20 protein-coding genes and 1 tRNA gene are annotated in these 23,541 nt (G+C 44.8%); 16 read left to right on the top strand and 5 right to left on the bottom strand.

Annotation, left to right across the window (positions count from 1 at the left end):
• Positions 1–48 precede the first annotated feature (48 nt).
• Positions 49–1,080 (top strand): uroporphyrinogen decarboxylase, encoded by a 1,032-nt coding sequence (hemE, locus tag GWR56_RS01870; protein WP_162429489.1) that lies wholly within the window; start codon positions 49–51, stop codon positions 1,078–1,080.
• A 70-nt stretch (positions 1,081–1,150) separates the two neighbouring features.
• Complete coding sequence (gene hemJ, locus GWR56_RS01865) at positions 1,151–1,684, top strand: protoporphyrinogen oxidase HemJ (protein ID WP_162429488.1); 534 nt, start codon at positions 1,151–1,153, stop codon at positions 1,682–1,684.
• 67 nt (positions 1,685–1,751) lie between these two features.
• Here hemJ and GWR56_RS01860 read toward each other — a convergent pair whose 3' ends face one another.
• On the bottom strand, positions 1,752–3,014 hold the full coding sequence (locus GWR56_RS01860; RefSeq protein ID WP_162429487.1) for an amidohydrolase family protein: 1,263 nt from the start codon (positions 3,012–3,014) through the stop codon (positions 1,752–1,754).
• A 111-nt stretch (positions 3,015–3,125) separates the two neighbouring features.
• Here GWR56_RS01860 and GWR56_RS01855 point away from each other — a divergent pair, with 111 nt between their 5' ends.
• From GWR56_RS01855 to GWR56_RS01840, 4 genes are all read left to right on the top strand, one after another.
• Positions 3,126–3,695 (top strand): RNA polymerase sigma factor, encoded by a 570-nt coding sequence (locus tag GWR56_RS01855; RefSeq protein ID WP_162433075.1) that lies wholly within the window; start codon positions 3,126–3,128, stop codon positions 3,693–3,695.
• Positions 3,679–4,446, top strand: a complete 768-nt coding sequence (locus GWR56_RS01850) for a hypothetical protein (protein WP_162429486.1) — start codon at positions 3,679–3,681, stop codon at positions 4,444–4,446. Before GWR56_RS01855 ends, GWR56_RS01850 begins: the two co-directional genes overlap by 17 nt.
• 77 nt (positions 4,447–4,523) lie before the next feature.
• A complete protein-coding gene (locus GWR56_RS01845) occupies positions 4,524–5,330 on the top strand; it encodes an outer membrane beta-barrel protein (RefSeq protein WP_162429485.1) in 807 nt (268 codons plus the stop codon).
• 341 nt (positions 5,331–5,671) lie between these two features.
• A complete protein-coding gene (locus tag GWR56_RS01840) occupies positions 5,672–6,670 on the top strand; it encodes an ABC transporter ATP-binding protein (RefSeq protein ID WP_162429484.1) in 999 nt (332 codons plus the stop codon).
• A gap of 88 nt (positions 6,671–6,758) precedes the next feature.
• Here GWR56_RS01840 and GWR56_RS01835 read toward each other — a convergent pair whose 3' ends face one another.
• Positions 6,759–7,676, bottom strand: coding sequence for a PfkB family carbohydrate kinase (locus GWR56_RS01835; protein ID WP_162429483.1), 918 nt, complete (start codon positions 7,674–7,676; stop codon positions 6,759–6,761).
• 86 nt (positions 7,677–7,762) lie between these two features.
• Between GWR56_RS01835 and GWR56_RS01830 the strand changes: the two genes are divergently transcribed.
• A tRNA-Asn gene (locus GWR56_RS01830) sits at positions 7,763–7,839 on the top strand.
• A 326-nt stretch (positions 7,840–8,165) separates the two neighbouring features.
• The gene (locus GWR56_RS01825) at positions 8,166–8,729 is read left to right on the top strand and encodes a PAS domain S-box protein (RefSeq protein WP_162429482.1); all 564 of its coding nucleotides are present in this window, start codon (positions 8,166–8,168) and stop codon (positions 8,727–8,729) included.
• A gap of 253 nt (positions 8,730–8,982) precedes the next feature.
• Here GWR56_RS01825 and GWR56_RS01820 read toward each other — a convergent pair whose 3' ends face one another.
• The gene (locus GWR56_RS01820) at positions 8,983–9,423 is read right to left on the bottom strand and encodes a glyoxalase/bleomycin resistance/extradiol dioxygenase family protein (protein WP_162429481.1); all 441 of its coding nucleotides are present in this window, start codon (positions 9,421–9,423) and stop codon (positions 8,983–8,985) included.
• A 126-nt stretch (positions 9,424–9,549) separates the two neighbouring features.
• Positions 9,550–10,596, bottom strand: coding sequence for an alpha/beta fold hydrolase (locus GWR56_RS01815; protein WP_162429480.1), 1,047 nt, complete (start codon positions 10,594–10,596; stop codon positions 9,550–9,552).
• Positions 10,597–10,843: 247 nt separating this feature from the next.
• Here GWR56_RS01815 and GWR56_RS01810 point away from each other — a divergent pair, with 247 nt between their 5' ends.
• The 5 genes from GWR56_RS01810 to GWR56_RS01790 all read left to right on the top strand — a co-directional run bounded on the left by GWR56_RS01810 (position 10,844) and on the right by GWR56_RS01790 (position 15,883).
• On the top strand, positions 10,844–11,236 hold the full coding sequence (locus GWR56_RS01810) for a BlaI/MecI/CopY family transcriptional regulator (RefSeq protein WP_162429479.1): 393 nt from the start codon (positions 10,844–10,846) through the stop codon (positions 11,234–11,236).
• A 7-nt stretch (positions 11,237–11,243) separates the two neighbouring features.
• A complete protein-coding gene (locus GWR56_RS01805; protein WP_162429478.1) occupies positions 11,244–12,713 on the top strand; it encodes a M56 family metallopeptidase in 1,470 nt (489 codons plus the stop codon).
• A 93-nt stretch (positions 12,714–12,806) separates the two neighbouring features.
• The gene (locus GWR56_RS01800) at positions 12,807–13,559 is read left to right on the top strand and encodes a hypothetical protein (protein WP_162429477.1); all 753 of its coding nucleotides are present in this window, start codon (positions 12,807–12,809) and stop codon (positions 13,557–13,559) included.
• A gap of 377 nt (positions 13,560–13,936) precedes the next feature.
• Entirely contained in the window at positions 13,937–15,028 is a 1,092-nt protein-coding gene (locus GWR56_RS01795) for an MBL fold metallo-hydrolase (protein ID WP_162429476.1), read from the top strand.
• 159 nt (positions 15,029–15,187) lie between these two features.
• Positions 15,188–15,883 carry a head GIN domain-containing protein gene (locus GWR56_RS01790; RefSeq protein WP_162429475.1) on the top strand — a complete coding sequence of 232 codons (696 nt, stop codon included), beginning with the start codon at positions 15,188–15,190 and terminating at the stop codon, positions 15,881–15,883.
• 47 nt (positions 15,884–15,930) lie between these two features.
• Here the strand turns inward: GWR56_RS01790 and GWR56_RS01785 are convergent, their stop codons facing one another.
• Positions 15,931–16,659, bottom strand: coding sequence for a GntR family transcriptional regulator (locus GWR56_RS01785; RefSeq protein ID WP_162429474.1), 729 nt, complete (start codon positions 16,657–16,659; stop codon positions 15,931–15,933).
• A 256-nt stretch (positions 16,660–16,915) separates the two neighbouring features.
• Between GWR56_RS01785 and GWR56_RS01780 the strand changes: the two genes are divergently transcribed.
• The 3 genes from GWR56_RS01780 (at position 16,916) to GWR56_RS01770 (ending at position 23,531) form a co-directional block, all read left to right on the top strand.
• Positions 16,916–18,733, top strand: coding sequence for a class I mannose-6-phosphate isomerase (locus GWR56_RS01780; protein WP_162429473.1), 1,818 nt, complete (start codon positions 16,916–16,918; stop codon positions 18,731–18,733).
• A gap of 5 nt (positions 18,734–18,738) precedes the next feature.
• Entirely contained in the window at positions 18,739–20,154 is a 1,416-nt protein-coding gene (locus GWR56_RS01775; protein ID WP_162429472.1) for a sugar porter family MFS transporter, read from the top strand.
• Between the two features lie 62 nt (positions 20,155–20,216).
• A complete protein-coding gene (locus GWR56_RS01770) occupies positions 20,217–23,531 on the top strand; it encodes a TonB-dependent receptor (RefSeq protein ID WP_202925363.1) in 3,315 nt (1,104 codons plus the stop codon).
• The last annotated feature ends 10 nt before the right edge of the window (positions 23,532–23,541 follow it).

Below are 23,541 nucleotides of genomic sequence, written 5' to 3'. Positions count from 1 at the left end.
TATTTTTGTGTTGAATCCTGATTCCTGTTATCTTGCCTCTCCACAAATATGAAAGACTCGTTATTTATAAAAGCCGCATTTTCAGAGAAAACAGAACGCCCGCCGGTGTGGATGATGCGCCAGGCAGGCCGTTTTATGCCCGAGTACTGGGAGATAAAAAATAAGTACTCGTTTTTGGAGATGTGCAAAACACCCGAGCTGGCTGCCGATGTTACCATGCTGCCGGTTGATCTGCTGGGTATTGATGCCGCCATTTTATTTTCGGATATCCTGGTTACCGGCGAAGCCATGGGCGGCGATCTGAGCTTTACACAAGGCGTAGGGCCTAAGTTTGCCAACCCGGTGCGTACGCAGGCCGATATAGATAACCTGCAAACCAACGTGGGCGACAGGCTGCAATATGTAGCCGATGCTATCAAGGTAATTCAGCAGCGTTTAAACGGCAGCATCCCGCTGATTGGGTTTGCCGGCGCACCGTTTACCGTGATGAGCTACCTGGTTGAAGGCGGATCATCAAAAGATTTTAAGCTGACCAAACTGATGCTGCATAACCACCCGGAAATGGCGCACCAGCTATTATCAAAAATTGCAACCGTTACGGCAGATTACCTTAACCTGCAAATTGAAGCCGGTGTAAACGCCGTGCAGATTTTCGATAGCTGGGCGCAGGCATTATCATGGGATGACTATACCGAGTTTTCGCATCGTTATATTCAGGAGATCATCAGCAAACTGAACAGGAAGGATATTCCTGTGATATCGTTCTGCAAAGGCAGTTCGGTATTTGCACCGCTAATGGCCCAGGCCAGGCCGGATGTAGTATCAATAGACTGGAATGTAGACCTGCTGGATATCAAGAATAGATTACCCGAAGGGATAGCCGTTCAGGGTAACCTTGACCCGCATATCTTGTATGCCGATAAAAAAGTAATAAAAGAACGCATCTACCGGCTATTCGAGCGTATGCGCGGCCAGAACGGCTTTATATTTAATCTGGGCCACGGCATTATGCCCGATATCCCGTTTGATAATGTGAAGTACGCGGTAGAGGTTATAAAAGACTACCCCCCAACCCCCTGAAGGGGGAGCTGGAGTTGGGAAGTTTGTAAATATTTAAGTCAAAAATTCCCCCTTTAGGGGGTTAGGGGGTATGTACCAATACGTTTTAGCCATACATATCATATTTGTAGTCTGCTGGATGGCGGGGCTGTTTTACATGGTGCGCCTGTTTATTTATCATACCGAGGCGCAGGCAAAGCCCGAGCCTGCCCGCACGATATTATCCGAACAGTTTGAGGTTATGGAGCGAAAGCTTTGGTGGATCATCACCACCCCGAGCATGTACCTGGTTATTACCGCAGGGGCTACCATGCTGCACATTAACCCCGCATTATGGAAAATGCCCTGGCTGCATGTGAAGCTGTTATTTGTTGTTGGTTTAATTATTTACCACTTTATCTGCCAGCAAAAGATGAAGCAAATGGCACAAGGCAACTTCAAATGGACATCTACCCAACTACGCCTGTGGAACGAACTGGCAACCATCCTGCTTTTCGCCATCGTATTTTTGGTAGTGCTAAAAAGCACAGTGAACTGGATCTTCGGTGTTATCGGTATCATCCTTTTCAGCCTTATCCTGATGTCGGCTGTGAAGATCTATAAGTATTTCAGAGAGAAGAAATAATCACTAAAAACCCCGAATTTTCTCGGTTTTTTTCAGGAATTTTCGAGGGTTTGCAAGCATTTATCGTTTACTTCTGTAAATAAATCTTGCCATCTTTCATCACCAATTTTACTTGTTGTACCGCTTTAATATCTTCTGCCGGATTGCCTTCAACGGCTATTATATCTGCCAGGTAACCAGCCTTGATGTTACCCAACGTCTTTAATCCAAAAACCCCGGCGTTTACCGATGTTGCCGATCTTAACACATCAACCGGTTTCATTCCGTATTCGGCCATCATTAGCATTTCGCGGGCATTTTCGCCATGCGCAAACACGCCAACATCGCCGCCCATACATATAGTAACCCCGGCATTTAAGGCATCCCTGAACATTTTGCGTTTTGTTTTAACGTCTTCCGGGTCGGCATCAACGCCTTTTTTCCATCCGCGGTATCTGTCGTTGGCTTCTGTTGCTGCAAGCGTTGGGCATAATGCTATCCCTTTTTCTTTCATCATTTTGAATAATTCAGGCGTGCCGCCATCGCCATGCTCAATAGTACTGGCGCCGGCCGTTATAGCGCGGCGCATACCCTCTTCTGTGCCCGAGTGTACCACCACCTGCCTGCCGCGGCTATTGGCCACTGCTACAGCGGCTTTTAACTCATCAACTGTAAAAGTAGGGGTGGCGCCCTCGTCTGTAGCCCAGTAATCAGCATACAGTTTTACCACATCGGCACCGTACCCAATCTGCGAGCGTACCACCCTCGATATTCCTTCAACACCATCCGCTTCTTCGGCGCCAAGCACCGGGTGCCATTCGGCAACGTTGCTTTTTGGCCCGTAGGCACCCGTGGTAACAATGGCTCGGGTTGCTACCAGCATCCTGGGGCCGGGTATTACGCCTTTACTGATAGCGGCTTTCAAACCCACATCATCATAAGCGGCCCCTTCTGTCCCCAGGTCGCGTACGGTGGTGAAGCCTGCCATCAAAGTAGCTTTTGCATGTTCAACAGCCCGGGCTGTGCGCTCTGCGCGGCTTTCGTTCATTACCTGATCGGTCCATTTGGTTTCGTTATAAGGGTGCAAAAATAAATGCGAGTGGCCCTCTATCAATCCGGGCAGCAAAGTCATCCCTTTTAATTCGATGATCTTTGCAGTTGCCGGTATTTTCATCATTGATGGTTCGCCGGCCGCTTCTATGTGTTTGCCTTTTACCAAAACGAGCCAGTTACTGTGTATGGCTTGCCCGTCGAAAACGCGGGCGGGTTTTAAAAGCATATATGTGGTATCCTGCGCGTTAAGGCTAAAGGCCGATAAAATAGTGATGATAAAAAGTTGAAATGTTTTCATTACAGATAAAGATAGGTTACTTTAAGCCGTTAAAGGCCAAACGAAATTTAGATAAATTATTTTACAACCCATGCAACCATTTGTAGCACTTCCACATCTTACTTGTAAATGATGTTTTTGGAACCTAAAACTACTATCGATCATCTGGTACAATGCTGTAAAGCCGGCCAGCGTAAGGCACAGGAGTTGCTATACAAGCAATTTGCTTCAAAAATGCTGGGGGTTTGTATGCGATACGCCACCGATAGGATGGAAGCCGAGGACATGTTGCAGAATGGGTTTATAAAAGTGTTTCAAAAAATAGCCGATTACAGGGGCGATGGTTCTTTTGAAGGTTGGATAAGGCGAATAATGGTACATAGCTCTATTGAATATTACCGCCGCCATCATAAAATGATGCAGGTGGTTGACATTGCCGATTCGGGGCACGAGCCATCTGTAAATGCCGCCGCCGCAAGCAGCCTGGAAGCTAAAGATCTGTTGGTGCTGATAAAGGCCTTATCGCCCGGATATCGTATGGTATTTAACCTGTATGCTATTGATGGCTACTCGCATAAAGAAATAGCCGAAATAGTGGGGATAAGTGAGGGGGCCTCGAAGTCGCAGCTGTCAAGGGCCCGGGCTATTTTAAAAGAACAGATATTAAAAATGGACAATAAAAAGTATGGATATGCAGGATAAAGAAATTGACCGTTTATTCAAATCAGGTTTGGATAATCTTGAGGCTGAGCCATCGGACAAGGTGTGGGCTGATATCACTTTTGGCCTGGATATGAAAAAAAGGCGCTGGAAAACTTACCTGAGCGTTGCAGCCAGTTTAATTATATTGCTTAGCGCCGGGTTGTATTTTATGTACGGCATAAAGGATGCTGAAAAGCCCGTGCAAATAACCGCGGTTAAAGTAAACAAGCCGGTAAAAGCCATTGAACCCATTGCTGCAGCACCTGAAACAATTGAACCGCTATTGCAAAAGAGCGTTGCCTTAAATGCCACAACAAGGCCGCGCCGGCAAAAGGTAAAAAACAATACCACGCCTGATGTATTACTTGCGCCGGTGGTGCCGGTACCGCATCAGGAAATATTACAGCCTGCCACACAACTGGCACAAACCGTTCAAAAAACCGAGGATGATATAAAGTTTGTTGTACCCGACAAGCAAACTCCTTTGAACGAAAAGATTATAATGCCGGATGAGGTTAGTGCTACCCCGGCTACCCTAGCCGCACAGCCTGTAACAGGCGCCAAAACCATAGCTGCTGCGCCTGCCAAAAAGCACCGCATAAGGACCCTTGGCGACCTGATCAACGTTGTTGTTAGCAAAGTGGATAAGCGTAAGGATAAGCTGATAGAGTTTTCGGATACAAAAGACGAGGACGAATCAATAGTGAGCGGACTTAACCTGGGCTTTATTAAAATTAAAAAACAAGATTAACAAATAACCAGATGCGCAGATTAATGCGCAAATGAGATCACCAGATCAATAAACACCAAATCAAAAATTCTTTTTATATGAAACGCCTGATTTTTACAGCAATAATAAGCTTAACAGCAACCGTTGTGTTCGCACAAACCGATTCTGTTAAAACCGAAACCGATACAACCAAAACACGCCGCACCAGGATAAGGCTTGGCTTTGGCGACGATGTTGCACAGGTATCTATAAATGATACTACCAGTTATGCTTCAAAGGCGCCGGGTTTTTCCTTCGGACTTACCTTTACAAGGTTTGATATAGGGTTAACCACCCTTAACGATAATGGTAGTTTTAAACTATCGCCCACCAATCAATTTTTAAATTACCGGTCATGGCGCAGCAGCAACATTGGGTTTGATATATTGCAGCTAAGCTATCGCTTTAACAGTTCGTTCAGGATATATACCTCGGGCGGTTTCGACTGGACAAACCTGCGCCTGCGCGAAAGCGTGACTATACTGCGCGATCAGCCCGTTTTAACCTACACCCGCGATGATGTTAGGTATGATAAAAACCGGTTATCCGCCACCTACATACGTGTACCTGTAGCGTTCGATTTCCGCACGCATAACGACGACGACGGCAGGCGCTTTCATTTTGTTGGCGGATTTGAAATGGGCGCACTCATCAGCAGCAGCCTGAAACAGGAAAGCAAGGAAAAAGGCGATCAGAAGTTGAGCGGCAATTATCACTTTGCCAAGTTCAGGTATGGCGCATCATTAAGGGCAGGGTATGGTTCAATAGGCGTGTTTACCAAATATTATTTCAATAATATGTTCGAGAACAGCCCCGCGCAGGATGGGTTGCGTAACTTTTCTTTCGGGATGAGCGTGGGCTGGTAGTTTAGCCCATAGTCCATGGTCGATAGTTTATAGCAAAAAATTGACTTAAGACTTACGACTGTTGCTTAACCTACGCACCATTTGACCCAGCCGGTCATTGCTTTGCTCAACCACCCTCTCTCCGCAGGCGGAAAGAGGGTTTTGTTTTTTTCTTTACCCTGTTTATCAAGTAAAAGAGAGTCGACAAGCGAAGCGGACTCGGGGTGAGTTAAACCGCCAAGAGGGGCTAAGGGGATTGGTTTGATTTACGGATTTATTGAAAATTCAAACCTGTTAACCTCTTGTTCTTCAAAATCCTAAAAATCTGTTAAATCTGCTCAATCCAGGTTATCTTTGTGCTAATGGCAGATATACCTTTTTTGCAGGCAAATTTAGTAAGTAAAAGTTATGGCGGTGCAGTAGCGTCGGGGGTAAAAGATATCAGCCTTGATATTGAGCCGGGAAAGATAACCGCCATTATAGGCGAAAGCGGTAGCGGAAAAAGTACGTTACTCCGCTTGTTGTACGGCCTGCTCTCGCCTGATACGGGCACCGTAACCTTTAAAGGAGAACGTATTTGGGGACCCGATGAAAAGCTGATACCCGGCCACGATGCTATGAAAATGGTCACCCAGCATACGGATGACCTGAACCTTTTTGCCCGTGTTTGGGATAACGTATCGGCTATGCTGCCCAGTACAAATGTTAAGCTGAAGGAGGAAAAAACCGAACAGGTTTTAACCCAGTTAAATATGATGCAATTGGCCTATAAGCGCGTAGCCGACCTGAGCGGCGGCGAAAAACAGCGCGTAGCCATTGCCCGCGCCATAATTACCCGGCCCGAAATATTATTGCTTGATGAGCCCTTTAACCAGGTTGATACCTCGTTTCGCGAAGGCTTGCAGCACGATATACGGCAGATAGTAAAGCAAACCGGCCTTACGGTGATAATGGTATCGCATGATCCCGCTGAGGTACTTTCTATGGCCGATGATCTTATTGTTTTAAAACAGGGCGATATAGTAGAAAGGGGGCATCCAAAAACGCTTTACCATACCCCGCTTAGTTTGTACACCGCCGAGCTGCTCACCAATTGCAATGTGCTTACCATGCAGGACGCCAAAGCTTGCGGCATTGAGGCCACCAAAGAGTTTGTAGTGATCTATCCAGAGTGGATACGCCTGAACGATATACTGATGACCAGTAAATGGACGGTTAAGCAGGTACTTTTTAAAGGCTTTTACGAGGACCTGATACTGGAAAACAGCGGTGCCATTTTACGCGTTTTGAATAACGAGAGCGGTAAGTATGCTGATGGCGATACGGTAGGCGTTAAAATAAAAAAATGGCTGGAGTATTAATAGCAGATGTGTAAATAGGTGCAGATTACAGATGTGCAGATGTTCGCAGCTTATTTGCATATATGCCCATCTGTAATTCGCACATCTATTATTTTATATCAAAGGTTGATAGCTGTACAAACTCCTGTACACGTGCCGCAATTTCCTGTTCGGTAAGGTTTTTTATCTTTTCGGTACCGAATTTTTCTACGCAGAACGATGCCAAAGCCGAGCCGAAGATGATAGCGTTCTTCATGTTATTGAAGTTTACAGTACCTACTTTGGCTATATAGCCAATAAAGCCGCCTGCAAAGGTATCACCGGCTCCGGTAGGGTCAAATACTTCGGCCAGCGGAAGCGCAGGTGCAGAGAATATGTGCTCATCGTGGAATAGCAGCGCGCCATGCTCGCCCTTTTTAATGATCAGGTATTTAGGGCCCATGGTAAGGATCTTTTTTGCAGCCTTTACCAGCGAGTATTCGCCGGATAGCTGCCGAGCCTCTGCATCGTTAATGGTCAAAACGTCCACCATCTTAATGGTTTCCATAAGGTCGTCCATGGCAATATCCATCCAGAAGTTCATTGTGTCCATTACAATAAGCTTAGGGCGGTTTTTAAGGCGTTTAATAACCGTTTGTTGTACCTGCGGGGTAAGGTTGCCCAACATCAGGTATTCGCAATCCTGGTACGCATCGGGTATAAGGGGATCAAAATCGGCCAGCACGTTAAGTTCGGTAGTTAAAGTATCGCGGCTATTCATATCATTATGATACTTACCGCTCCAGAAAAAGGACTTTTCTCCCTGCTTTACCTGCAGGCCTTCGGTATCTATGCCGTGCTGGTTAAGGTTTTCAACCTCCTCCCTCGGGAAATCGTCGCCTACTACGGCCACTATCTTTATCTTGTCGTAAAAGTACGAAGCAGCCAAACTTGCATAGGTTGCAGCGCCCCCAACAATTTTATCCGTCTTACCAAAAGGGGTCTCGATTGCGTCAAACGCCACAGTACCAATAACTAACAAACTCATGTAAAATATTTTTAAATTTTTTTTGTGCAAATATTGTGAAATTACCTCAGAAATCATACTTTTGCACACTCCAAACCGGAAAACACTCCTGAGTAGCTCAGCCGGTTAGAGCATCTGACTGTTAATCAGAGGGTCGCTGGTTCGAGCCCAGCCTCAGGAGCCAAAAGGGCAAGCACGAGAAATCGGTCGCTTGCCCTTCTTTTTTTCTTCCTATTTATTTTCAAATATATAAATTGCATAAGTCACTTATCTGAGCGACTTAATGTTGCCAATCCTTAAAGTAAATTTTGGGAGTACATGGAACCAATAAGTTCGCTTTTGTTGTACGCAAGCCAAATAAAGGCAAGATCTTTTCTATCCTTTTTAAAGGTGCCGGGCTCCGATAGGCCCGGCCTTGTATGCAGCTTTCCGGTTCTTTATTAGATTTCTGTTTCCTAATCATATGAAATTTACTATCTTCAATAACCTAAGTAATCAAAAAACCTATTCATGAGGACCGGAGCTTTTAAGATTGCACTTGTTTATATTGTTATGGGCATCTTATGGATCACCTTAAGTGACCGGGTGTTATTAGCCCTGCAGTCTACCTTTGGGGCGGAGCAAGTGTTTTTCCTGGGGAGTATCAAGGGCATTGTTTACGTATTGATAACCGGCGTTCTGTTATATTATCTCATCGTACGGCATACGCGCCGGCTTTCGGAGAGCGAACGCAAATATCGTACCTATTTTGATCAGAACACCAACCCGATGTGGATCATCAACCGGCGCACTATGCTCATCACCGCCGTGAACGACGCGGCAACCGCCCGCTACGGGTATACTAAAGAGGAGTTTTTGAAAATGAGCGCGCTTGATCTTCGGCCGCCGGAAGAGATCAATGCCGCCATTATGATCTTTCATGATTTGACAAAGGGGATCAACGACATCGGGGTTGTCAAACACGTTAAAAAGGACGGCACCATCATCAAGGTACACATTACATGCAATTTAATTGATAGTGCAAGAGAATCGCTTGTGATGGCGATGGCCGTAGTTGAAAACCAGGCAAAGTAGATTAAAGCCGGTTCCCTTGGATCAGGGGGAGGAATGGTTCACTTGTAAAGCCGGTACTTATACATACTTCCGTTTATGCCACTGTATCCGGCCATTTACCGGAGCCGCCTGTTAAGTTCTTTTCTCGATGCTCTTGCCCGATCCTGCGCCTGTTGATGGGTGATCTTCCCTGGCGGTTTTACAGTCCAAAAAAAGCGATTGTTTTCATGATGTTTTTAAGGCTATTTAAAGTTTCGAAATTACTTAACTAAGCTTACTGTTTTTTACCTATCCAATCAAAGTATTTGGTTTCTTCTGCTACTTCAGTAACGCTCTCAAAATGTAAACTGTACCCGTCCGGGTCATCAAGGCCGACGTCCCACATGCCGTTGCCCACAAAAGGCTCCTTAACCACCAGGCCCTTTGCGGTAAATTCAGTGTAAATCTCTAATGCATCGTTGCATTGGAACCAGATAGTTACGCCGATACCTTTCGTTGCAATCCTATGCGGATTATCTCCGTGATATTCCTGTAGCATAATATTGACATTTTCACGTTTTAAACAGCACCACTCAATTTTACCCTTCGGTACCCATGTCTTTGTGATCGCAAAACCGAGTCCTTCAACGTAAAACCGCAGCGACATTTCCATATTCGTAACCATGAACAATGGTACTGCCTGTTTCACATTCGGCACTTGATGAGTGGTTTTCATAATTTGTTATTTTACAATTTCAGCTTTTTACATAGTCTTTTAGTCTTTGTAAAGAGTTCATCAGGAATCTTCCCACTTTCAATCGTATAAAATTTCTTGTTTTGTGGGAGAGGCCGGCTGCTGCTGTTATTTGAGCTTTGATTTTGTTTTTACGGACCTGATGACTTGCTCTATTGCATTCACGACGAGGTCGGGTTCAGTAAGAAAAATTTCATGTCCGCTGTTTGCGGTTGAAATTATTTTGCTGTTTGCCGACAGCCGCATAAAAGCTTTTTGATTGCCTGTTTTATCATTCATTAAACTGTCCCGCAAAGTCCCTAATTCTTTTGGGTATTCATTTTTTGAGCTGTATAATATCATTAGCGGTTTGTTACCGATCCTATAAGCCTGGCTGTTTGAATATATTTCAGCAAACTCTTCGGCCATGTAATTATCAGCGTCAGCTATCTGGTATTTTGGCTGTGATTGTGCCCAAAGTCTGATCTTTTGAATAGCAGCCGGGAGGTTGTTAAACGGAGGCGAAATAGACGGCTTTCCGAACATATTCCAAAGTTCTTCTACTTCTTTCATGGTCGGCACCTTAGTAAGTGTATCTATATTTTTCTTAACAACCGGAATCTTCTTCTCTTCAGACGCAAGCAAACGTACTCTTTCAATTTTGCCGTTTATGTTCAAAATAGCATTTTCTGACGTAGCGTCAACAAGCACTATTCCTGCAACATCATCAGAATATTGCTTCGCATACATCCTGGCAATAATGCCCCCGATAGAGTGGCCAACCAATATAAATGGTGGGCGCACTTTTGCTACACTCAGTAATTGATGCAGCTCATAAACATCCTGCTTCATGCTTCGGGGCATTGGCCCCGGTTCACTCCATGCGAGACCAGGTCTGTCGTATGAGCAAACTTTGGTTGATTTGGAGAGTTTGTCCTGAACCATTGTCCAGTCAAAGGAAAAATTGGAAGCACCGGAAATCAAAATCACCGTTAGGTTTCCGCTGCCGGTGCAATGTAAATGGAGTTTATACCCTCCGATATCGACAAGCTGTCCGATGGGTTTATATTCAGTAGTATCAACAGAAAATGCCTGGGCATCGGCTGCGAAGCAGAAAAACAATGGCCCAAAAGCTAAGCTAAAAGCGATTTTGCGCATCAGGCAATGAATGGTCATTTGATATTAGTTATGAAGTTGCAGCTCAACTAGCAGCACGCGATTAAATTTATATAATTTGACGTTACTATACAAATATTTGTTACTGATAACTAATTACTTAACGTTAAATGTTGTATTTCGGTAGGGCATTCGTTCAACCCAGGTAATGCCTGCGCCTAATCATCGAAAATGCATATGACGTTATAATTTTGAATTTAAATACATATTTATTTGGAACGTACGTTTTTAATACATACCTTTGAATATGGAATCGAAAAAAGCGGCTACTGAGGAAGTGATACCCACAAAAACAGAAATGAACGTGCTGCAGCTATTATGGCAATACGGGCCATCTACCGTGCGATTTGTACATGATAAACTTAACGAGCAAAAGGAAGCGGTGATCTATACCTCGACCTTAAAACTCATGCAGACGATGAAAGAAAAAGGAATGCTGTATCGGGACGAAAGCAGCATGAAACACGTTTATACGGCAGCGCTGAAAGAAGCACAGGTTAAAGGCAGCCTTCTTGACCGCTTTATGGACAGTATGTATAACGGCTCGCCCAGCAGCCTGATGGTTGCCCTGCTGGGGAATGATAAAACATCTGCCGAAGAGCTGCGGAGGATGAAAGATCTGCTTAATCAAATCAAATGATGAGGAAATGAATGTATTGGCATTAACAGAAACCGCTCAGCATTTCATCCGGTCTTTTAGCTGGATGCTTATCCATTCGCTGTGGCAGGGCCTGCTGCTGGCGTTGTTGACGATGTTTTTGCTAATGATCAATGGTAAGGCCAGTGCAGCCATACGATACCGCATCGTCTTGTCGCAAACAGTACTGTTCCTGCTGGCTTGCGGCCTGACGTTGATCATGGAGTGGAACGATTGGCAGGTAGAGCCAATAGTACCTGGCGTAAGCGGTGGCAATAGTAATCTCCACATGGGCTTCATCAGTTTCACGCAGTACTTCACGGAGAACGCCCCGCTCGTCGTTTTGCTCTGGTCACTCATGTTCCTGTTCCGCACGGTGCGCTTGATCAATGGCCTGGTGTATCTCCAATATGCGCGACACCGCATGGTCTGCAGTCCGGATGAGGACTGGAATAACAGGTTCCTATCACTTTGCCGCAAAATTAGACTGCGGCGAACGGTCCGGCTATTAGAATCAGGCCTGGTGCAGGTGCCCGTCGTTATCGGCCATCTTAAACCGGTGATCCTTATGCCGCTGGGTATGCTGGCTGGAATACCGGCAGGACAAGTGGAAGCGGTTCTGCTCCACGAGCTGGCGCATATCCGGCGAAATGACTATATCATTAATTTGTTCCAAACGCTCGCAGAGACCGTATTCTTTTTCAATCCCGGCTTGCTGTGGCTATGTGCACTGTTACGGGATGAACGCGAGAATTGCTGCGATGACATAGCCCTGGCGCAAACCAAAGATAAAAGGGGGTTTGTGGAGGCCCTGATCACCTTCAAGGAATACGCGCTGTACGGAAAAAACTTTCAAACGGCTTTCCCGGGAAAGCAAAACCAACTGCTCAACCGCGTCAGCAGGATCATTCATGGTCGGCAGCGTATGCCTGCCCCGGCGGATAAGATATTCTGTCTTTCGGGTTTGATTGTGTTGGTTGCTTTGTTCGCGGCCTTTACGGTGACCAAAGCGCCGGTTGCCCCGGCAAGCTATCACGAGACGCCCGCCATACGTGTTGTTTCTGTAGCAAAACAAACACCCGGGAGCGCAGCCAAACAAAAAGTTCTGAAAGCCAAAGCTCATACTGCCAAACGCAGGGCACGCCACGAACCTCCGGGTAAACTTGGAGCGCGGAAATCTGTTCGGCAGGTTGTTCAACCAACTGTACAGCCTCAGGTTACTCAGTGGGAAGCCGCCAACAATGCTCTACAACAGCAGCGCAACCAGGAACAGGAGCAAAAAAATAAACAGCAAGCCGAACTGAACGAACAACAGGCCGCTAAAAATGCAGTGCAGGCCATGCTGAATGTGGAGCAAGCTAAGAATAATGAAAAGCAGCGGATCCGGAACGAGGAGCAGGCGGACCGGAACCGTGAGCAGGCCAAGCGCAACGAACTACAGGCGAGGAAGAATGCTGAATCATTGAGCCGGCAAAAGTAACACCAATATTTACCAATTTATTAGTATCTAAACTGCCGTTACGCGGCGGAACGAACCCTTATTGTCCAATTTTTAACCTTAAGTAACAACAACATGAAAATGATGAATTTGAAGCGCAGCCTTTGGCTGACTGTTATCCTATTGTCCTCACTTTGCGCCGGGGCGCAAACAAAAAGTAACACCTACCGCATTACCGACAAGAATGGTAAACGTGTAGAATCTGTCCAGACCGATTACGATGGTAAGCATTATCAGATCGAATGGATGAATGAGAAAATGACCGGCCTTTCTGTTGACGGGGTTACCATTCCGGAGGCGGACTGGTCTAAATATAGTACCGCGAGCAGCCACATCCGCCAGGACCTAAAAGAGCAGGCTAAACGCAACAACGCCCAGGCTGCGCGTAATGCAGCCCAGGCTTCTTTAAATGAGGAACAGGCCGTACGCAATAAAGCGCAGGCACGACTAAATACCGAGCAGCAGGAACGTAACGCTGAGCAGGCTGTTCGCAATAAAGCACAAGCTCGTGAAAACGCTGAGCAACAAAAGCGGAATGAAGCACAGGCGCTGCTCAATCAGGAACAGAGCGGCAAGAACGATGCACAGGCCAAGGCAATGGAAGCGCTGATGAAGGCGATTACCAAGGATCTGGTCAACGATCATATCATCAAAGATGAAAATGATCTGCGGCAGCTGAACTTTAACGGCCCCGGGCTTTTTGTGAATGGTATCAGGCAGCCCGAAGCGGTTGCCAAAAAGTATCATGCCAAATACAGCAAAGACAAATACGGCTTATTGTATGACCACTTTAATTATGACCGTGACGGGGTGATCAAAGGAGATTGATCTGTACAAATTGTGCAGATTAAAAAGGATCATTGCACTTTTCTGATGGCGATTGTCAGAACAGTACCGGCGACTTGTTTGTCGCACTTACCGCCGTAAGTTTTTCAAGTTGTAAACGCAGCTTAAAAGTTTAAGGAGCGAATAAAATATATGGGGTAGGCGGGTTATTGAAAGCGGCCGGTTATCGAATTAAAGGACTTTGATCTTTAAACAGATCTGAGGTTTAGTTTGAACACTATGTTGGTGCGTTCCGGGATGAGATCCGGGGCGCATTTTTTATATGCTGTTAAAGTTGGTAGATTTCCTGGCAAGGAGTTTTTCTTTTACCCGCTGTACGTCTGTTAGACTATTTTTTGAATATCAACGTTAATATCACAATGAATAACAGGGGGTTAAGGATAGTAATAGCCGCGCTTTTGCTTACAGTGGCGGCAGGTTGCGGTATAGTACGATCGGTGGGGAAAGATCCTGATGGTGAAGACCTTGCTCGGTTAGATACTTTACCCAATTACAAAAATGGCGTTTTTGAAAACCTGGCTGAGCTTACTGACTCAACAGTGAAGCGCAATAAGTTGCTGTTGCTATTCCACAACCGCTCCAGGATCACCAGGCCTTCTCTTGGACTTCCCTGGGTAAAAACCGACTTGAATACATTAACAGCACCCGCACCAACAGTGGTTTGGTTTGGGCATTCATCTATGCTTATTAAAACCGGGCAGGGTAATATCCTTATTGATCCCATCTTAAGCAACCATGCCGGGCCGGTGCCTGGGTTGGTTACAGCATTTAAAGGGACAACGCATTACCATGCCAAAGATATGCCCCCAATTGACGTGCTGATCATCTCTCATGATCACTACGATCACTTAGACTACAGTACATTACGAAAATTAAAAGATCATATTAAAACCGCTATAGTGCCCCTGGGCTTGGGTTCTACTTTAGTGTATTGGGGGTTTGATCGTAAAAACATCATTGAATTAAACTGGGAGCAATCAGTTACACTTCCAGGCGGCTTACAGGTTACTGCTACGCAGGCGCAGCACCGCAGCAACCGTACCTATTCTAAATCAAATAAAACCCTTTGGGCGTCATATGTGATACAAGCGGGCAAGTACAGGATGTTTTATGGCGGCGACAGCGGTTATGGTACGCTTTTTAAACAAATAGGCCAAAAATACGGGCCGTTTGATTTGGCAATGCTTGAGTGCGGGCAATACAGCACCAATTGGCCGTGGGCGCATTTATGGCTGGGGCAGGCCGCCCGGGCCGGTGTTGACCTGCAGGCACGCTTGCTGCAGCCAATCCACTGGGCTAAGTTTGAAGAGGCCGATCACCCATGGAACGAGGCAATAAAGCAGCTTTTGCCTGCTGCTGCAAAAGAGGGTATACCTGTAAACGTGCCGCGTATTGGCGAGCCTTACACTTTGGGAAGGCCCCCCAGGAGAGATGTCTGGTGGAATTTTTAAATTGATATCTTTTGCAGAAGTATAATCTATTTTGTACAAAGTAAGCTGTTTAACCAAGGTTCAAAATGGTTGTCTCATCAGGTACTAAATAATGACACAATGAAATTCAAATCTCAGTAACACCTTGATGGTTCGAGGCGTCTTATTAAAAAACTTGTTATGAAAAAAGCAATTAGCTGTTTCGTATTGGTCATATGTGCGGTAATTACTTTTAGCGCAGCCGCTCAGGAAGTGACCCGTGATGTTTCCGGATTCACCGGTATTGAATGCAACGGGCCATTCAATGTGCAAATTAAAATAGACGGAACAGAAAGCCTGAAACTTGATGTAGATGCTGAAGTTTTAAATGATATAAAAACTGTAGTTGAAGACGGCGTACTTAAAATAGGTCTCAAAAACGGGTGGAAAAACCACAGTAACGTAAAACGGGCTAATGTATATATAACCGCGAAAAAGTTAAGTTACCTGGCGAACGGCGGGTCGGGCAACGCGGTTTTGACCGGCGTGATCACCGGCGAAAACGCCACACTGGCAGTCAGTGGTTCAGGCAATTTAAAAGCCGGGGTAAAGTCGACAGTATTTAGGGCAAGCGTTAGCGGGTCAGGCAGCATCGATTTAAACGGCAGTACCGGTAGTGCAGCAGTCAGCGTTTCCGGATCAGGGAGCATAAATGCTAAAGAATTTACGGCGCAAACGGTTAATGCTAAAATATCTGGCTCCGGCGGCGTTTCTATAATAGCTAATATTTCTGTATCAGCAAGTATATCCGGTTCGGGTGGTTTGGAATATACAGGAAATGCAAAAATTGCTAACTCAAATTATTCAGGTTCCGGACGCATCACTAAAGTTAATTAACTCTTATCGCCGTTTTACTTATCTATTAATTATTGATAAAACCCTTACTACCTCGAGCTTTCTACCGTATACACAAAGCTATCGGCTTTGTAGTAGCCCAGATTATACTCAATAGGACGCTCGCCCTGATCAAACACAAAACGTTTGCGAAATAACACAGGGCTGCCTGCGGCAATTTTAAGTTTGTTGGCTATGAACGAATCTGCTGCTTTAGCGCTTATCTCCTCTTTGGAAAGGGTAGCAATAACCGAGTGCTCTTGCTCCAGCATTTCGTATAATGGTCTTTTAAAGTCCTCCTCGCCTGTTAAACCGACACGCGGGTGAAAGTATGAGGCAAAGTAAACGAAAGGTTCTTCCGGTTTACCCCTTACACGCTCCATCTTCAGTATTTTTCTATCGGTTTTTATTTCAAAAAAATTAGCCAATGCTTCGTCGGGGTATACCCAGGTAACATGAAATTCGAAGTTTTTTATAGGAATGCCCCTTAACTTCATTTCTTGCGAGAAACTCAGCCAGTTATTTGATTTCGAGCTTACCGCGCCTTGCGCAACCTTGGTGCCGGTTCGTTTTTTACGCACCAAGAGTCCCTCAAAAACCAGTTTGGTAATTGCCTGCCTTAAAGTGGTACGTGATATGGCCAGCATTTTGGCCAGTTCTACTTCGTTAGGTAAAATTTTACCGTTTTGGTAATCATCCTGCTCAATTAGTTGTCGTAACAGCGTTTCTGCTTGGGCATGTAACGGGATAGGGCTCTTATGATCTATAGAATACTTCATTGTTAAAAATATGCGGCAATATTAAGTATTTTGAAATTTAGATAATTTGTTTGAACATATAGAAATATAAATTAAAATTTAGCCGTACCACCAATAGCGCCAACTTTTTTCGAGGAAATAATTTGGAATTATGATTTTATTTATATGTTTGTACATTATAATATATATAAGCCCTGTAAATTTCATTCGACTATAATAAACAATAAGGGCAATTATAACGCGCTCTTAAATATGTATATACATTTGTACAATTAATATGAACTCAACTTTATCTCAAAATCCAACCGCACACGCAGAAATAGATGATGCCGGCCTTCGCAAAACGGCACAGCTACTGATGCCTGCTAAATTAACTACAGAAGCAGTTGCAGGGGAAGAGTATAATATTTATCCGGTTTGCAAACTGGGCGACAACAAAATATTCAATGGTTATGACGCGCTCGCCGGGTGGGTCATTAAGCAAAAAACAGTAGTAATAGATGGTTACGCGGGTATCTTGTGGGATAAAGTAAAAACGGGCCTGGAACAGCATATAGCTTTAAAGGGCTTTAGCATCAACTGGGTAGAAACTACGCAGTATTTGAAACCGGAGGCTGAGGTTGATACCCTGGTAAAGCCGTTTCTGGGTACAGCAGATTCGGTTTGGGGTACTAAATGTACGTTAAACCTTCACGACCTGTTTCAAACGGAAAAGCTGGGCGCACAACAACCCAACAGCGAGTTTGAGATAAACATCATAATAGGCACAGGGGCATCGCTGGCTAACTGGCAGGCACCTTTAATATATATTGATATGCCTAAAAATGAGCTGCAGTTCAGGATGAGGGCCGGAGCAATAAAAAACCTGGGCAGCAGCGAAGTTGACGAACCATACCTGATGTATAAAAGGTTTTACTTTGTTGACTGGGTGTTACTTAACCAGCACAAAAAGCAACTGCTTGATAAAATTACCGTGTTGGCTGATGGCCAGTGGGCGAACAATATCAACTGGATGTTTAAAACCGATTTTGCCGAAGGATTAAATAAAATGAGCCAATCGGTTATACGCGTAAGGCCGTGGTTTGAGCCGGGCGCCTGGGGCGGGCAATGGATAAAAGAGCATATACCGGGCATTAATAAGGATGTTGTTAATTATGCCTGGTCGTTTGAATTGATAGTGCCCGAAAACGGACTGATATTTGAAAGTGATGGTAACCTGCTTGAAGCATCGTTTGATTTTTTAATGTTTAATAACCAACAGCAGGTATTGGGTAAACACGCAGAAAGATTTGGCGACGAGTTCCCGATAAGGTTTGATTTTTTGGATACGTTTGACGGCGGTAACTTGTCGATACAATGCCACCCCAGCCTAAAGTATATTCAGGATGTTTTTGGTGAGAACATAACACAGGATGAAACCTACTATATACTTGACTGTAAAGAAGACGCGAATGTTTACCTGGGTTTTCAGGATAACATAGATCCGGATGAATTTCAGGCTGCGCTGATTAAAAGCCAGAATGAAAGCACAGAAGTGCAAATAGAGGATTTTGTACAGGTGCACCAGGCTAAAAAGCACGACCTTTTCCTGATACCAAACGGAACCATCCATAGCGCAGGCGCTAACAACCTGGTGCTGGAGATTAGCGCTACACCTTACATATTTACCTTTAAAATGTACGACTGGCTGAGGTTGGACCTTGAGGGGAACCCACGGCCAATTAATATAGACCACGCTTTTAACAACCTTAATTTTGAGTGTAAAGGCCAAAAAGTTAAAGAGGAATATATCTCGATACCCACGGTAATTGAGCAAACAACCGATCATACCCTGGTGCACTTACCTACGCACCCTAATCATTTTTATGATATACACCGCATAGAGTTTACTGCCGAAACCCGTGTAGATACAAACGACTGCTGCCACATTATGATGCTGGTTGAAGGGCAAAAAGTTTTGATAGAGACCGCAGATGGCAGCCGCCACGTATTTGCCTACGCCGAAACCTTTGTTATACCTGCGGCGGCAAAATGGTATAAACTAACCAACTTGGGTAAAACCCCGGCAAAAGTTATAAAAGCCTTTTTAAAATAAGCGATATGAGCGAGATAGCATTAAATACCGAAGTAAAAAAGAGTACCACATATTTATACCTGGTATGCCTGGTGGCTGCACTTGGGGGCTTTTTGTTTGGGTTTGATACCGCCGTAATTTCTGGTACGGTAAGCCTGGTAAAAAACGATTTTAGCCTTGACGCTGTTAACGAGGGCTGGTTTGTAAGCTGCGCTTTATTAGGTTGCATCATAGGCGTGAGCTTATCAGGCAAGTTAAGCGATAAATACGGGCGTAAAATTGTACTTATTTTATCGGCAGTACTTTTCCTTGCGTCAGCATTGGGCTGTATGCTTTCGGGGTCGTTTACCATACTTATCATTTCGAGACTTGTGGGCGGTTTAGGTATAGGGGTGGCCTCTATGGTTTCGCCGTTATACATATCGGAGTTTTCGCCGCCACGATACCGCGGCATGATGGTATCGTTATATCAGCTGGCATTGACCATCGGTATAGTGCTCGCCTATTTTTCAAACGCATACCTGGCCGGCCATACTGCCGATACATTTAGCGGACAAGGTATGGAAAAGATATTTTCTGCTGAGGTTTGGCGTGCAATGCTGGGCATGGGCGCTTTGCCGGCTGCAATATTTCTGGTGTCGTTGTTTTTAGTTCCCGAATCACCAAGGTGGCTGTTATTAAAAGGCGAGACGCAAAAAGCGAAAAATATTTTAATAAAAATAGACGGAGCCGAATCAGCCAGGCGCGAGCTCGAAGATTTTAATACATCCAATAACGAGGGAGAGGGCTCGTTAAAAGAGCTGTTTACACCGGTTTATCGCAGGGCGTTATGGATAGGCTTGTTATTGCCATTCCTGTCGCAGGTTTGTGGTATAAACGCTGTAATTTATTATGGCCCAAGGATATTGGAACAAGCGGGTTTTACGCTGAACAACGCGCTTGGCGGCCAGGTGACCATAGGCATAGTTAACGTGGTATTTACATTTGTTGCCATTTTTACGGTTGATAAATGGGGCCGCAAACCCTTGCTATTTGTCGGGATAGGCGGCGCTGTGATATCACTTATCATTATAGGAGCGCTATTTGCCCTGGGCATTACCCAGGGGCCATGGATACTGATCTTCATTTTAGCTTTCATAGCCTGCTTTGCTTTTTCTTTTGGCCCCGTGTGCTGGGTGGTTATAGGCGAAATATTTCCTAACGCCATAAGGGGTAAAGCTATGGCCCTTGCTACGCTTTCCTTATGGATCGGCAATTTCCTGGTGGGGCAGTTAACCCCTGTACTGCTCGAAGGAATAGGTTCATCGTGGACGTTTTGGGTATTCGCCCTGTGTTGTTCGCCCGCTTTATATATCACATGGAAACTGATACCCGAAACCAAAGGCAAATCGCTGGAGATGATAGAAGCCTTTTGGAAAACCACCTATCGTAATAAAGAATAGCTAAAACTATATCCAAATTCAGTAATCAATTAACCAATAACCCATATAACAACCAATTATTTATGAGATTTTTTTTACAAAAAAACATCAGAAAAACAGGGCACAAGCCAATAAGCCTTGTTTTGATGATGCGCCGCGTTACAGGAGGTCTCCTGCTTCGCGATGTAGCGCAAAACCCGCAAGCCATTGAGAAGGGCAGGCGGGTTTTATCAACACAATCATCCCTCGGCTGGGCAACTAATTTTGATCACACTATTTACAAAAAAGCATTTTTCACGCCTCTTATTTTGTTGGTATGTATGTTCATAACAACTGCCGCGTTTAGCCAGGACGTTGCCAAAATACAGGGTACCGTATCAGATGAACAGGGCACACTGCCCGGGGTAAGCGTTAGTCTTAAAGGCACTACAACCGGTACCATTACCAATGTAGATGGTAAGTTTTTTATTAATGCTAAAGTGGGGCAAACGCTTGTTTTCAGCTTTATTGGCTACAACACTAAAGAAGTGGTGATTGGCAGCGATGGTCCACTGAATGTGAAACTTATAACAAGCAGTTCAAACTTAAATGAAGTGGTTGTTGTAGGTTACGGCACGCAGAAAAAAGGCGCGCTTACCACAGCGGTGTCCACTATTACCAATTCTGAAATTGTAACTACAAAAAACGAGAATGTTATAAACTCAATTGCAGGTAAGATACCTGGCCTGCGCGTAGTGCAAAACAGCGCTGAGCCGGGCGACTTCAACAACTCGTTTGATATAAGGGGCATGGGCAGCCCGCTGTTGGTAGTAGACGGCGTACCCAGAACAGATATTATGCGTATCGACCCAAATGATATAGAAAGTATTTCGGTATTAAAGGATGCATCTGCAGCTATTTATGGTGTGCGCGCAGCCAATGGGGTGATACTGGTTACCACAAAAAAAGGTAAAAAAGGCGCCCTGGAGTTGAACTACACTGCAAATTATGGCCTGCAGGTTCCTATAAAATTCCCCGAAACGGTTGGCGCCGTTGATTGGTTGACATTGGTGAATGAGAAAAGCATGCATACTCTGAACGGCGGGCACATAATCTACGGGTCGGAATATTTTGAACCATATTTAAATGGCACTAAACAAAGCGCCAACTGGTACGATGCTGTAATAAAATCATCGGCGCCGCAAACCCAGCATAACTTAAGCGCAAGCGGCGGCAGCGAAAACACAACTTACTTTGTGAGCCTTGGATATACCGGGCAGGATGGTATCTTAAAAAGTAACGACCTTAATTACAGGAGGTATAATGTACGCTCGAACCTGAGCACAAAGGTATCAAAGAACTTGACCTTTGATCTGAACCTGAACGGCATAATGGAACAAAAAAACATGCCATATAATGCACCTTACTGGGCGTTCAGAAGCTTATGGTATGTACCACCTACAACATCTATTTATGCCAACGACAATAAATCGTATTTAAATAACGTAGCCAATGTGGTAAACCCGGTGGCGCTAACCGATGCGGATGTAAACGGTTATCAAATATTGAACAACAAATGGTTTCAATCTTCGGCCAGTATTACGTATGATGTTCCGTTTGTGCACGGCTTAAGCGTAAAAGGCTTATATAGCTACGATTACAATATGACGGATAACAAAAAATACATGAAGTCATTCAACGTGTACAATTACGATGCCGCCAAAGATATTTACAACGCAACCCCGCAGCAAAAGCCAAGCACGTTAAGGCGCGAGTTTTATGATTATCCAACCATGCTATCGCAGTTCTCATTAAACTATAATCATACGTTTGGTAAAGATATTCATCACGTAAATGCTTTGCTGCTTTATGAAACCAGCGACCGCCTGGCCGATAACTTTTACGCCCAGCGCGAGTTATCGATCCCTGTAGATCAGCTTTTGGCGGGTAACAGTTTTAATCAACTAGGTAGCATGGCAGACAACGTACTGTACAAGTATTCAAATGCAGGGGTTGTGGGTACTTTTACGTACGATTACAAGTCAAAATACCTTGCCGATTTTAGGTTCAGGTACGATGGTTCATCAAAATTTGCCAACGATAAACAATGGGGGTTCTTCCCCGCAGCATCGTTGGGATGGCGTGTTTCTGAAGAAGGCTTCTGGAAAAATGCTTCAGGGCTCTCATTTGTTAACAACTTAAAATTCAGGGCCTCGTATGGTAAAACCGGTGACGACTCCGCATCAAGCTACCAGTTTATTACCGGGTACACATACCCGGCAAGCGGATCCTCTACAGGGCAGCCAAAAGGATCTGTTTTTGATGGAACATTTATAAACGGTGTACAAAGCAAGGGTATCCCAAATCCTTATATAACATGGTATACTGCAAAAACACTCGATATCGGTTTCGACCTGGAAGCATGGAACGGGTTGTTAGGCGTTACATTTGATTACTATAAAAGAGATAGGTCTGGCCTATTGGCTACACAACTGTTAACCTTGCCCGATGTTGTTGGCGCAGCCTTACCACAACAAAACCTTAACGGCGACCGTACCCAGGGTTTTGATTTTGAAATATCGCACCGCAACCATATTGGCCAGTTTGGCTACAATGTTCGGGGTGTTTTTGGTATGACAAGAACCATGAATACAGTAAGGGTTCAGGCAATGGCAGGCAACTCTTATCTTAATTGGTTAAACAGTAGCAATACAACAAACCGTTACAATAATATCTATTGGGGATATGGCGCCAACGGCCAGTTTGAATCATTTGATGCACTGAAAAACAGCGCGATATATGTTAATAAAGGTACAGTTGTGGGCGATTACCGTTACCAGGACTGGAATGGCGACGGACAGGTAGGTTCTGACGACAGCCATCCGATAGCAACCACCGGTTTACCACTAATTACCTTTGGGCTAAGCCTGGGCGCATCATATAAAAACTTTGATGTTAACTTACAGCTACAGGGTGCTGCACAGGTAAACGCCAGCTACTTAGAGCAATTGAATACACCACTATGGGCCGGCGGCGGCGCCCTGTCTCAGTTCTTGGACAGGTACCACCCTGCAGATCCTAACGCTAACCCTTACGACCCAAACACGGTATGGATCCCTGGTCACTTTGCCTACACCGGTACGGTGCCTTACACCAATACCCTAGCAAATCTTCAGGATGCTTCTTACGTAAGGCTTAAGAGTGCCGAAATTGGTTACACGTTACCAAAAAAATGGGTATCAACCTTGGGGATCAAAGGCTTAAGAGTGTTTGCTAACGGTTACAACTTATTAACAATAACGGGCCTGCAATATATGGATCCTGAACACCCGTCGGCAACTTCAGCTATTGATAGTCAGTACGGTTACATATATCCGCTTGATAAAATATACCAGTTTGGCGTTAATGTCAAATTTTAAAATCTAAAAT

This window comes from Mucilaginibacter sp. 14171R-50 (genome assembly GCF_010093045.1).
GTDB lineage: Bacteria > Bacteroidota > Bacteroidia > Sphingobacteriales > Sphingobacteriaceae > Mucilaginibacter.
This window is presented reverse-complemented; position numbering and strand designations above follow the sequence as displayed.